We start from the raw sequence: 11,359 nt of genomic DNA, 5'->3' as shown, positions 1-11,359 counted from the left end.
CACTGACTTAAGCCCTGACTGTTTATTCGTCGTTTAAGGCGCTGAACTGGCGCCGCCTGATGACCCCTGCCTGGAATCACGATATGCGGATAAGATTGTCCGCCAAGCCACACACCGCTGTCAACCGAATGATTAAACGGCGGATTCCGCCGCCTTGCATCCACCGAACTCCACCAAAAAAACGCCACTTTTCGCGCTTATCATTCCCGCTAATCCCTGTAAAATACGCAGGGCGCAATTAGGGCGCTACTAGGGCGCAATTAGGGCGCTACTAGGGCGCAATTAGGGCGCTACTAGGGCGGAACTAGGGCGCAATTAGGGCGCTACTAGGGCGGAACTAGGGCGCAATTAGGGCGCTACTAGGGCGCTACTAGGGCGCAATTAGGGCGCTACTAGGGCGGAACTAGGGCGCAATTAGGGCGCTACTAGGGCGCTACTAGGGCGCAATTAGGGCGCTACTAGGGCGGAACTAGGGCGCAATTAGGGCGGAACTAGGGCGCTACTAGGGCGCAATTAGGGCGCTACTAGGGCGCTACTAGGGCGGAACTAGGGCGCAATTAGGGCGCTACTAGGGCGCGGTGCGGTGTTGGGGCGGCGGCTTCTGCCGCCGCAGTGATGATGATTAAAGGGGACATTAATGGCGGACAAAGCAGCGGCGGCGGGCGGATTACGCGCCTTGGCCGCAGGAACGGAAGGCAAGAGCGGATCGGCACTGGTGTACGAACTCCTAGCCGACATCGAAGCCGCCTTGACAACCGGGGTGGCGCGCAAAACAGTGCTCGCCGCCCTGAACCGGGATTACGGCTTGACCATGACCATGAGCGGGTTCGAAAAAGCCCTCAAAAAAGCGAGGGTGCGGGAACCAACAGAAACGCCGTCACAGCTAAAGCAAAGAAAGCTGACCGACGACATCCCGCAGCGCAAAGCATTGACGGGGGACGGGACAGCCCCGCCGCCGTCCTTCAAAACCCCCGCCCAGCTCAAAAAATGGATGGCAGAAAACCGCATCGGCGAAGAAACCGACAATAACGCATTTACTGACAATTGGACTTATGAGGACACACATGAAACTAGCGGTTATTAACTACACCGGCACCGTGGGCAAAACCACCGTCGCCACCCACCTGTTGGCGCCCCGCCTCGGCGATGCCCCCATCATCGCCGTGGAAAGCATCAACGAGACCGCCGCCAGCCTCGGCACCAACGTCGAACAGATCAAAGGCGAACACTTCAAAGACCTGCTGCGGAAACTGCTGGTCGCAGACGACATGATCGTTGACGTCGGCGCCTCCAACAGCGAAGACTTCCTGATCGGCATGGCCAAATTTGAAGATTCCCATAACGAATTCGACCACTTCATCGTCCCCGTCACCAGCGGCACCAAAGAACAGCGGGAAACCGTCGCCCTCCTCCAAGTGCTCGCCGGACAAGGCATCCCCGCCGCCAAAATCCGCCTCCTGTTCAACCGCGTCGACACCGACGTCGAAGCCGAATTCGGCATCGTCCTCAAACACATAGAAAAACACCGCACCGCCACCGCCAACCCCGCCGCCGCCGTCTACGAAAACGAACTGTTCGACCTGCTGGCCATCAAAAAACTATCCCTCACCAAACTGCTCGCCGACCCCAAAGACTACAAAACCTTGTTGAAAGAAAACAAACAGGCCGACGAGAAACAGCGGCTGTATTGGGCCGACATGTTCGCCCTGAAATCCCTCGGCAAAGGCGTGGAGCGCAACCTCAATGCCGCCTATGCGGCCCTGTTCGCCTGAGCGGCCGGCAGACATGGACGAAGGCAAACACCCCCGCACCGCCCGCGACGCCCTGATGCTCGAAGCCCTCGGCGACATCGGCGACTTGCTGGCCAAAGCCGACGCGCTCAACCGCACCCTCGCGCCCACAGTCGCCGCCCTGCAACACGCCCAAACCGCCGCCATTGCCGCCGTGCAACAGCACGCCGAAGGCCAAAAGAAGCAGCTCCATACCTTGGCCGCACAGGAAAGTACCGCCTTAAAGCACAGCCTACAAACCGCCGTCGCCCAAGCCGCAAAAGAACTGGAACGCGCCGCCCGCCAAGCCGGGCATCCGCCCGGCTTGGCCCCTTGGCAACAGCCAGGCGTCGCCCTCGCGTGGGCCCTCGCGATCGCCCTTGCCGCGGGCCTCACCGCCGCGGCCGGCACCTACTTCCTCTATGGCCGCAGCTTGGACAACGAAGCCGCCCTGGGCAGGGCGGTAGCCGCCGTATGGGCACAATTGGACGCAAACACCCGAAACCGCATCGAACAGGCATTTTAACCGTAAAAACAACTGCCGGAGGACAGGGCAAATGGATAACAATAACGATAACAAAACGGATAAAAACAGAAATGAAGCCGTGCAGCACGTTGTGGTGACCGACATCACCCTACCGTTCGGGTCTTTGGTGGCGCTGATGGTCAAAATGGCCGTTGCCGCCTTACCGGCCATGATGATATTGGCGGCGGCCACCGCAATGCTGGTCGGACTCCTTTATCACCTGTTGGTCCAGATGCTGATAGGTTGAACATACCCCTTCACCGCCCCGCCTGAGCGGGCAACGGAAAATGCCTGCTCCTTAGCCCCCCCATCAGCCGCCACACACTGCCTTTACGGCCGCACCTGTGCGGCGGTTTTCCGCACAAGCCAACCTTGTATCAGCAGCCGCCGTAAAGCACGCTGCGGCAAGGCCACACAATCCCCCAATCCCGGTACACGCAAACCAACCCCACACCCCAAGGCATTACGCACGCAACAGGCCTCAGTGCCGACAATATTCAACCCGTGTTTTGTCCGATGCCATGCAATTCCATTATTGATAGAGGGGAAGCGTCCATTTTCATCTTTCATCTGAACCAATACACTCTTTTAAAGCCCATAAAATGACGCCATGCCGCATTTCTTATTTAATCATTAATTATCCATCCTTAAGACCTTAAATCCGCCTGTGCCGGGTTTATTGCGGCATGATTGGCGGCAATCCCCTACTTGGACAGGAAAACCCCGTATTGGGCGTACCGGCACGGTTATGGTGGGGGCCCGGCATCTCACCCCCCTTGCTTTGATCTGAAAAAAGGACTGTTTAAGTTACGCCACTTAACGGCTTGGCGTCCGACACTTAAAGCCCTCCCGTGACCCTCCCCAAAACAAGCGGCGACACTTAATGTGGCGGCGGACAGGGTCAAACGCATAGCATGATGCGCATTAGGCCGTAATGGCGGTTTTCCATGAGTTTGCGGTTTATTTTAGGGGGCGGGTGGCCGGAAACCGGCGGGGGTTGGCGTGATGTCCTGACCGTCAGGCAAAAGAAGGCCGTGACCGGCGGCGGACGGTTTGAAAATGGGGAGGGGTATGCGCGGATATGGCGGGGAGCGGGGCTTAACTGGTGTCGGGCTTGAGGATGTCTCTGGCATTGCTTAAAAACGTGGCGACGTGTGCCATTTGGTTGGCTCTGCCGTTGCCGGACGGCGTTGTTTTGGGGGCGGGCTTGTCGCGTTGCGCACCCATCGCCATGCGGACGTGTGCCGCCGCCTTGCGGTCGCGTTTGGCTTGTTTGTCGGCCTTCCTCTCGACGGCGCGGCGGCGCTCGTGGTTCAACCAAGCGTCAAGGCCCAAAATGACGAACAGTTTCATGCTCACAGTACGGATCGCCGCCACGCCCTTATACACCGTGTCGCTGACCTTTTCACAAATCGGGTGTACGGTGATGATCCCGGCCGCCTTTAAGTCATGGATGGCGCGTTCGGCACGCCGTTCGCCCAAGCCGGACAATTCGGCCAAGTAGGGCATGGTCAGGCCTTGCATCGATCCGTCGGCTTGCGGGATGCCGACGCGTAAGGTTATCAGGTCCATATAGTGCAGGATGCAGCTTAAAATGGCGATGCAGGATTCCCGCCGCTCGCTGCGCTGCTGGCGCTCGGACCCGTTGGCGGCGTTCAGGGTCGGCAAGATGCTGGGGTCGGAAAAATACACGGTCACCCGTATGATGGCGACTGGCAGGAGTTTCGGGCGGGGGGCGTGTTTCTCGGGGGGCGAAAAATAGCGCGGCGAGGCCGGGTTATGCCCGCATTTGTTGCCTGATTTCTTATTGGGTCGGGTATAATCTGCCATTGCCTTCCTATGGTTTGAAGCAGGTTAGGTAAAAAGGAAGCCTGTCTTTTACGGGTGGTAAGGGACAGACAAAACGGATTGCGGAAGCCCAAGTGTTCGAGCCCTTGGGTAACCTGTCCGCAGTAAATTTTTCATGCCATAGTATGCCAGACGGAACGAAGCCTTGTCTTTTCAATAAGTATCAAAAAAGTGGTATAATTCGGTGGCACTAGCCCCAAAAATAAGCGGCAATAAGCCGTTTGACCGGACAATTAAGAAATGCCGGTTACAGAGCCGTCCGTTTGCGGGCCAGCGCCCGGATCAGACCCATTCCGACCGGAAGCCTTTTCGGTGGTCTCGGTAACGGCCTGTACGATTACACCCGATTCCACCATCAGCAAACGGCAAAATTCAGAAGCCTTGTCGCCAACCCATTCACCCATTATTGCCGCATATGCGTTTTGGCGGTGATACCCGTTCTGCTTGCACCATTTGTGCAGCGAAGTCCCTTTTGATACAAAACCAGCCCTGATTTTTGCGTAGCGTTGTTCGTTGGTCATAGTGAGGTTATACTAGATATTCATAACGAACAATTATATTACACAAATCTAATAATGTAAAAATTTATTTACCCATAATGAATAAAAAATCAGCCGCCGCCGTTCTTGACAGATTACAACAGGCACTTAGTGTGGAATCAGATAGTGAATTATCTAGGGAAATCGGAATAAATCGAGCCACGTTAGGGAATTGGCGTAACAGAAACTCTATCCCTTATTCATTATGTATAAATATCTGTGAAAAAGAAAATTTATCAATAGACTGGTTGCTCACAGGAGAAGGTGAAATGTTTAGACAAAAATCTATGGCATCAGATAATTGGACAGATAATGAAATGATTGCTTCGATGCTGGAACTCTTAAATGAACACCAAAAACGAGAAGTTTTTTCTGTTATAAAAGAAAAAATGAGATTAAACGAACTGGAATTATCAATAAGAAAATTATTAAATAAATAATTTCACAAGGGCATATAGAGATTATATGGGTGGATAATCTGATTGATACTACTGATAACCGATATGGCAAACAGAAATTATGGCCTTGGTTCAAGAGATATGAAATTTGCAGTTAGCAGGCTTTTGGCCAAGCTGGATATCAGCATCCGCACTGGGCTTAGTGACCGTTGGAGCATGTTTGTGGACTGGGCTAAACCGCAGAGGATAAACAAGATGGAGAAAATCGACAGGGCGTTGGTAATCCGTTACGGCGAATATCTGCAAACATTGGTGGCCAAGAATGAGATGTTGCCTAGCATCGCCCAAGGCTATGTGTTAGCTGTAAACACTGTGATGGATAGTGCTACCGAACACGGTTGGAAAAACGTCAGTCCGACCAATGATTGCGGTATTTGGGAAGCGTCAATTTACTGTTGTGCATGTGGAATTGATGTCGATGCCAGACTGACGGATGGTGGAGAAATATACCCGTATCGGATCGATTTGCAAAACCAGCCATTCTGGTGCTGCGATACCTGCGGCAACTTCGTGGGATGTCATCATAAAACTAAGGCATACACCACCCCGATTGGGTGCATTCCGACATCTGAAATCAAATACGCACGCAAAATAATTCATGCGCTGCTCGACCGGATTTGGCAATCAGGGCGTATTGGACGGAGTGAGTTGTACCAAGCGATTAGCGATGAAGTAGGCTGTGAGTATCACACAGCCAATATTCGCAGTATTGAAGAAGCACGCACAGTATATCGTATAGTACACAAATATTCCTAGAGATATGAATATGTATTATTTTTTTGTGAAAATATCCGGTGACTTATTAGCTAAGCATCCGATTGCGCTTTAACATAATTTAATCACATAATTAGTTGTGGGTGACTCCAATGATTTCATTCCTTGAATTATCCAAAAAGCCGTTAGTGAACGGGTTGTCGGTTCTTAAGGGAGAGGAACACTGATTTATGCTTTCATATATACGCGCTAAAGCTTGGTCATGATGCCGATTTTTTCCAGTATCGTCAAATATAAAACGGGAATCACTAAAGCTATAAACAGCCTGTGTTTCGCTCCAATCGTAACCAAGCATAGAACTGCCTCCCAAGATCACAAATTCTCCGGTTCTTGACACTTTTGGAAAGAATTTACTAAATCGCCGATTATATTCCTCATCAGTCAGTTCTTGGACATTTTCAACATCATTGCTTTTAGGGTGGTTATGAACAAAGGCTACCAGAAAATGGCAGAGCTTAGAGAAAATTGAACCTATTTTCTTTCCGGTTGCATTGAAATATCCAGCAATGTAAGTAATTACAAAAAAGATCGATTCCATACAGTTCTCCTATTTTAGGTGGTGGACGGCGCAAAAATCAGTCATGGTGGCTTTGGCGTAACGTGGCGATTGTGGAAGCATCCAGACCCGTGACTTGGGCGATGGCAGCATCATCCATTATCGCCAAGAGGTTGTTGGCAACCACCAGTTTGCCCTTTTCCATACCTTCCGTCAACCCGTCCAAGCGGGCGGTCTCCAATACGTTGCGGTCCCTGCCCAACTTCAGGCCCTGGCTTTCGTAAATGTCCAGTTCCTCTTGCGTCCAATGGTGCCGGGCTGCGATTTGGTAGGCTTCGCGCAAGGCGGGGGTGTCGGCATGGGTTGGGATTTGCTGGAGGTCGTCGGCGTGTTTGAGGAAGTACAGCCAGTTGTCGGCCACGGTGTTTAATTCATCCCCGGTTTTGGTGAATTTGGGCAGTTCGATGAAGTTGAACTCCAAGTCTTTCAGGTCGTGGCTGTGGTTTTCGCCGTTCAGTATCAAATGCCGCGAGCAAGGGCTGGGGTGGTCGAAAATGCAAAAGTCCAGGATGCCCAAAAAGATCACTGGCTTGAGCAGGTGATATTTTTCGGTTTTGTCCAGCTGCTGGCTATAGGCCTTGCTGCTGTAGTACAGGGCGCGTTTGGCAAATGTCCGGTCTTTCTCCACCTGCATCTCGACGATGAATTCCCGCCCGGAGCTGTCCTTGGCCTTGATGTCCAGCGTGGTTTCTTTCAGGCCGTACAAGTGCGGCGGCTGGTAGCCGTTGGCGATTTTTACGTCTTCAATTGGATACTCCAACTCCAGCACGCTGTTCAAAAAGGCGATCAACACGCCTTTATGGGCTTGGTCGCCAAAGATTTTCTTAAAGGCGATGTCGGTTTTGGGGTCTACAAATTTCATGGCTGTCCCGCCAGTAACTTAGCTTATTGTTTAATGTCAGGTAACTCATCAAAAGGTTTGCGTGGTTTGTCGACAGGTTTTTGGGAGTCGCCAGTAACAGCCTTTTTTACATACTCTTCGGCATCGTACACTGCGCCACCAATGGCCTTTCCAACGCTCTCTAAAGGCCGGGCACCTGCGACAACTGTATTGTCATAAAGGGCGCCGCCTTCATGTCTAACAGCGTCTCCCATCAGATGGGAAGTGTCTTGACCATCCTTAATTAAGGGGCCGGATTTAATTCGGCGTTCCATATCATCCGGTTCGCCAATATTTGCGCCGTTAAGGATACCATTAACCGATTCTTTAGCGTTAACATTACTGCCGTGGGGAATGTCCATTGGTTGAGGTTTAGGGTGAGAGTCAACCATTCTGTTGGAACCGCTGTTAGAGCCGCTTTGCAGAGCGGAATGCGGGATAGGGCCAGTAGTCGCCGTTACGGCCGACGTTTGCCCCCTAGCCTGATCCGCAAAACTGTCGGCTTGTTGTCGCCCAAGCAAATCGTCGGGCGTTTTGGCGGTATTTTTATAATCGTCCGCACCGGACACGCTTAGTTCGGGCTTATTCCCGGTCGGTTCGAAGGTAGAAGAGGCTATATGGAAGGCACGTTGCGAGTCGATTTCATCCAGAGCCAAAAATCGGCATAACGCCTCATACTCTGTTGATGTTTTTGGTATTTGCGCGGCTCCGGCATCAAGCTGGTTTGCTGCATCTTGCTTCGCCTGTTTCCAATTGGCCTTATCTTTTTCTGTCCCGTGCATGGCAATGTCACGATCCACATTTGCAAGATCTACATTTGCACCCGTTTGAACCAAACGCTGGGCCAGCTCGCTATGTTTGAGGGTCAAATTTTGCCCCGAAGTTTGGCTGTCTGTGATTGACTCTTGATAGGCCTGTTGGGCCTGTTCGACACGCGCCAATTGGGCCATATAATTTTCTGACTTGGCCTTCATATCCTGTGAAGAAAATATGCTTTGGTCGGAATGCGCTTGAGCATAATCATGCGCATTCCGTGTTTCGTCGGTGTTGGCGTATTCGCTGCGCCATGCCTTATCTGCTTCGGATAATAATTCTTGTCGCCTGTCAGCTGAAATACCAGAACTAGAATCTAACCCCATACTTCCATCCAAAGAAAGTGCCTTAAACGCTCCAGCTGATGCACCAAGTGCCAATTTAGTACCGACATTGGCGTTAACGAATTCTTTTTCTCCGTCTGTCCGGGCAACTCTTTCGGCAATGGCTTTTCCGGTAGCTGCGGCCCACCTGTCTGATGCAGAATGCGATTTGCTTAACGCATCGGTGATTGTCGTTCCATTTGTGACGGTATTACCTTTCGTATCGGTATGTTGGGTCAAATTATTGAACGCTTGCGAGGCCGAGGCATTTGCCGACTGTAAGCTGCTAAACGCGCTTTGCTGTGATTTTTGTGAACCGCTGGCCATGCTGTAAGTGCCTTCTGTCCACCCGGACACTGTTTGGCCTGAATTGGAATCCATGTTACGTTGGGAAGCGATGCTCGTGGTCGCGGCGATTGATACCGGTTCAGGCATGACACGTTCCGGTTTGACCGCCGCTGAAGCACCTGAAGTCATGCGTCCGGCAAGGTTTACGGCGGCGTTGGACCCCCCGTAAACCAACATTAATGCCAGGGCGGGAACACTGGAGGCCAACATGCCCCCGGTAGCCAACCAGGTTTCCAGGGTTCCGTAGAGTTGGTCGTGTGAGACCATGGCCATCAATGATGTGCCGTTAGCTTCCGCCTGGTCGGAGATTGTCGTCATTATCCGCGTCGTGACCATGGCGATATACAAATTGCAAACAGCCGTGATCGGCCCCCATAAGGCGATCCAGATCAACATCTGGAAATATCGGGCGATCATTTTGATGCCCATCAGCCCTAATGTGGTCAAAAAGGCCACTATGGGGGAGATAGCCACCGTGAAGATTTCGATGAAAGCGGTCAAAGGCCGCGAAATCTGGGTGAATAGGCTTTGTTCGCCAGACCACTGCAAACGCAATTGCTCGATACCTGTCCGTTCAATGAACGCTGATGGCCCGTCACGCAAATAAGCGGCCATCAAGCCATTACGCATGTACGTCTGCGAGTTAATGGCCACCATGCCTAGGGCTTGGGTCGATTGGGTTACCAAATCATCAGGGCTGACAGTGGGGTCTTTAATGTCCAAGACCCCACGCATGTATTGCTCCCATAGCGTGGCAAACTCAGGCGTATTAATGTATGTGTCAAGCAAAGCATAAGCATCTTTGCAAGATTTCTGGCCAGAAAAAGTAGGCAAGTCGACCAAAACATCCTTGTTAATAAATGTGGTTTTCATTGCAACCCAAATGTCTTCGGCCTTTAAAAGCCTTTCCCGCGTGACCTCGTGTTCACTTTCAGGAATTTGCAGTGCTAAGTCGTACATGACGCAACCTTCAATATAGCTATTGAGGGAGTCAGACAAGCTACCATTAAACGTAATATCGGAGGAAGCAGTGCCCAAGCCTATATTACGCAGTTTTATCAGGGTGCTTAGTGGCTGTAGATAGCCGGACTCAAGTAAATGCGCTTCGTCCGGGGTTGAGAACACCGTTTCATAAACTTGGGTGGTGTTAACGCCTATCGTTGAGACGATTGACATTGGCAAGGATATGCCAAGTGGGACATTTGCAACGGTGTAGACCTGTCCAGTATAAATATCCTCAATAATTACGGTGTCCTTGGGGATAAACATGGCAGCGGACACAATGTAGGCGACCAATATTGAATAAAGAGGAAATTTCAGTTCAAACATATATTGGAATGCTACGAGGAACAGCCCGATCAAAAAACCAATTTTCATTAAGGTGTTCATGTTGTCGGATGCGAAAACCATAGCAACGCCATTGAAGGCGTTGTACATCATTTCAGCATCACCAATGCTTAGGATAGAATAAGCCATCGTAATACACCCTTAAGTATTACCGTTATCTTTTTGATGAAGTGACCGTTCCACGTCATCAAGCATGTTCAATATATTGGCAATGGAGGCTGTCGATTCGCCGTTCAGGCGCCGCTCATTGTCGATTTGTTGCCGCCGCGACTCCATTACTTTTAGCATGGCAGAATCTAACGGTTTGCCCGTGGAATTGATGGAATCAGTGACGGCCATGAACATTTCATCAATAATTTGGTTGGTCAGTGCGGTGGCCAGCACACCTACCATTTGTTCACCGATAAGTGCGGCTGAACCGGGTTGTGAGCTTACGCGGTGAAGCAGGCCTAAAATCCCCGGCGAGGAAGCTTTGATGAACTTGTCTTCATTGGGATCAAAGCTCTGGCCACCGTCGCGGTTTCCGAGCTTTCTGATAATCCCGCCAGTGCCGCCAATACAATTGCAGGTGCCAAACAACATGGTGCGTACCTTTTCCCGCATTCCGGTGACATGAATCGTTTCGGTCGGATCAGAACCACTCAGCAGGCATTCGTCACCTTCGCATTTATAAATCTTAAGGTCGCCGCCTTCAATAAAATCGCGGGTTTCGATGGTAGGTTGGCGGTAATCATATCTCACATCCGAATTGTCATCTTGTTTTCCAATGATCATTGTTCCCGTCAAACTCATTAGTACCCGTTGTAACTGGTCATCACCATTGACGAACCAACTGTATGCAACGGCATCTTTTAGGGCATCGTGAACCACATTTCCAGTAATTTGATCGGCAGCACCGCTCGCTAATGCGACTTGGTTGGGGTTTTTGCCTTCTTTGGCCTCATGAAAATCGGGTAAGAAACCTTTGCTGGTATCCAAATCGGCTGCATCGTTTAAACGCTTGTCATGCCAAGCTCCCAATCCAGTCGAGTTAACTATGGCTTTTGAAGCCTCACATGAATTTTTCATGATGGAATTGATTTGGGCAATATCTTTCTGCAATTTGGTCATCACTTGTGAACAAGTAGGACACATGCCTTCAATTGCTAATTGGAAAGCGTAGCCCACTGCACCTTGGG

The 11,359-nt window shown here is 51.1% G+C and carries 12 protein-coding genes; 6 read left to right on the top strand and 6 right to left on the bottom strand.

What is annotated here, in order from left to right; all coding sequences use genetic code 11:
• Positions 1-637: 637 nt before the first annotated feature.
• Genes AADEFJLK_RS17915 through AADEFJLK_RS17900 form a run of 4 tightly spaced genes read left to right on the top strand, consistent with a single transcriptional unit; the run spans position 638 to position 2,542 of the window.
• Positions 638-1,084 (top strand): hypothetical protein, encoded by a 447-nt coding sequence (locus AADEFJLK_RS17915; protein ID WP_103975225.1) that lies wholly within the window; start codon positions 638-640, stop codon positions 1,082-1,084.
• Positions 1,065-1,772 (top strand): StbB family protein, encoded by a 708-nt coding sequence (gene stbB, locus AADEFJLK_RS17910; protein WP_103975224.1) that lies wholly within the window; start codon positions 1,065-1,067, stop codon positions 1,770-1,772. Before AADEFJLK_RS17915 ends, stbB begins: the two co-directional genes overlap by 20 nt.
• A gap of 13 nt (positions 1,773-1,785) precedes the next feature.
• The gene (locus AADEFJLK_RS17905) at positions 1,786-2,295 is read left to right on the top strand and encodes a hypothetical protein (protein WP_103975223.1); all 510 of its coding nucleotides are present in this window, start codon (positions 1,786-1,788) and stop codon (positions 2,293-2,295) included.
• A gap of 31 nt (positions 2,296-2,326) precedes the next feature.
• Positions 2,327-2,542, top strand: a complete 216-nt coding sequence (locus tag AADEFJLK_RS17900) for a hypothetical protein (protein ID WP_103975222.1) — start codon at positions 2,327-2,329, stop codon at positions 2,540-2,542.
• 851 nt (positions 2,543-3,393) lie between these two features.
• Here AADEFJLK_RS17900 and AADEFJLK_RS17890 read toward each other — a convergent pair.
• Positions 3,394-4,125, bottom strand: coding sequence for a replication protein RepA (locus AADEFJLK_RS17890; protein ID WP_211299253.1), 732 nt, complete (start codon positions 4,123-4,125; stop codon positions 3,394-3,396).
• A 251-nt stretch (positions 4,126-4,376) separates the two neighbouring features.
• Complete coding sequence (locus AADEFJLK_RS17885; RefSeq protein WP_103975220.1) at positions 4,377-4,664, bottom strand: hypothetical protein; 288 nt, start codon at positions 4,662-4,664, stop codon at positions 4,377-4,379.
• Between the two features lie 77 nt (positions 4,665-4,741).
• Here AADEFJLK_RS17885 and AADEFJLK_RS17880 point away from each other — a divergent pair, with 77 nt between their 5' ends.
• Together AADEFJLK_RS17880 and AADEFJLK_RS25220 are read left to right on the top strand one after the other, a co-directional pair.
• Positions 4,742-5,122 (top strand): helix-turn-helix domain-containing protein, encoded by a 381-nt coding sequence (locus AADEFJLK_RS17880; RefSeq protein ID WP_103975219.1) that lies wholly within the window; start codon positions 4,742-4,744, stop codon positions 5,120-5,122.
• A gap of 63 nt (positions 5,123-5,185) precedes the next feature.
• Complete coding sequence (locus tag AADEFJLK_RS25220) at positions 5,186-5,896, top strand: zinc-finger-containing protein (protein WP_211299252.1); 711 nt, start codon at positions 5,186-5,188, stop codon at positions 5,894-5,896.
• A gap of 91 nt (positions 5,897-5,987) precedes the next feature.
• Here the strand turns inward: AADEFJLK_RS25220 and AADEFJLK_RS17870 are convergent, their stop codons facing one another.
• The 4 genes from AADEFJLK_RS17870 to AADEFJLK_RS17855 all read right to left on the bottom strand — a co-directional run.
• Positions 5,988-6,452, bottom strand: a complete 465-nt coding sequence (locus AADEFJLK_RS17870) for a hypothetical protein (RefSeq protein ID WP_103975218.1) — start codon at positions 6,450-6,452, stop codon at positions 5,988-5,990.
• 37 nt (positions 6,453-6,489) lie between these two features.
• A complete protein-coding gene (locus tag AADEFJLK_RS17865; protein WP_103975217.1) occupies positions 6,490-7,332 on the bottom strand; it encodes an Rpn family recombination-promoting nuclease/putative transposase in 843 nt (280 codons plus the stop codon).
• A 23-nt stretch (positions 7,333-7,355) separates the two neighbouring features.
• On the bottom strand, positions 7,356-10,310 hold the full coding sequence (locus tag AADEFJLK_RS17860; protein WP_103975216.1) for a conjugal transfer protein TraG N-terminal domain-containing protein: 2,955 nt from the start codon (positions 10,308-10,310) through the stop codon (positions 7,356-7,358).
• Positions 10,311-10,322: 12 nt separating this feature from the next.
• Positions 10,323-11,359: conjugal transfer protein TraH (locus tag AADEFJLK_RS17855; protein ID WP_170065168.1), on the bottom strand; the 1,037-nt coding region annotated here is incomplete at its 5' end.

It is taken from the genome of Methylovulum psychrotolerans (assembly GCF_002923755.1).
Taxonomy (GTDB): domain Bacteria; phylum Pseudomonadota; class Gammaproteobacteria; order Methylococcales; family Methylomonadaceae; genus Methylovulum; species Methylovulum psychrotolerans.
The sequence above is the reverse complement of the archived record's forward strand: the minus strand, read 5'-3'. Positions and strand labels throughout refer to the sequence as shown.

Excerpts from the sequence above, each read along its gene's own strand:
- AADEFJLK_RS17905 (WP_103975223.1), top strand. The coding sequence starts at position 1,786 with ATGGACGAAGGCAAACACCCCCGCACCGCCCGCGACGCCCTGATGCTC.
- AADEFJLK_RS25220 (WP_211299252.1), top strand. The coding sequence starts at position 5,186 with ATGGCAAACAGAAATTATGGCCTTGGTTCAAGAGATATGAAATTTGCA.
- AADEFJLK_RS17885 (WP_103975220.1), bottom strand. The coding sequence starts at position 4,664 with ATGACCAACGAACAACGCTACGCAAAAATCAGGGCTGGTTTTGTATCA.
- stbB (WP_103975224.1), top strand. The coding sequence starts at position 1,065 with ATGAAACTAGCGGTTATTAACTACACCGGCACCGTGGGCAAAACCACC.
- AADEFJLK_RS17915 (WP_103975225.1), top strand. The coding sequence starts at position 638 with ATGGCGGACAAAGCAGCGGCGGCGGGCGGATTACGCGCCTTGGCCGCA.
- AADEFJLK_RS17880 (WP_103975219.1), top strand. The coding sequence starts at position 4,742 with ATGAATAAAAAATCAGCCGCCGCCGTTCTTGACAGATTACAACAGGCA.
- AADEFJLK_RS17865 (WP_103975217.1), bottom strand. The coding sequence starts at position 7,332 with ATGAAATTTGTAGACCCCAAAACCGACATCGCCTTTAAGAAAATCTTT.
- AADEFJLK_RS17870 (WP_103975218.1), bottom strand. The coding sequence starts at position 6,452 with ATGGAATCGATCTTTTTTGTAATTACTTACATTGCTGGATATTTCAAT.
- AADEFJLK_RS17900 (WP_103975222.1), top strand. The coding sequence starts at position 2,327 with ATGGATAACAATAACGATAACAAAACGGATAAAAACAGAAATGAAGCC.
- AADEFJLK_RS17860 (WP_103975216.1), bottom strand. The coding sequence starts at position 10,310 with ATGGCTTATTCTATCCTAAGCATTGGTGATGCTGAAATGATGTACAAC.
- AADEFJLK_RS17890 (WP_211299253.1), bottom strand. The coding sequence starts at position 4,125 with ATGGCAGATTATACCCGACCCAATAAGAAATCAGGCAACAAATGCGGG.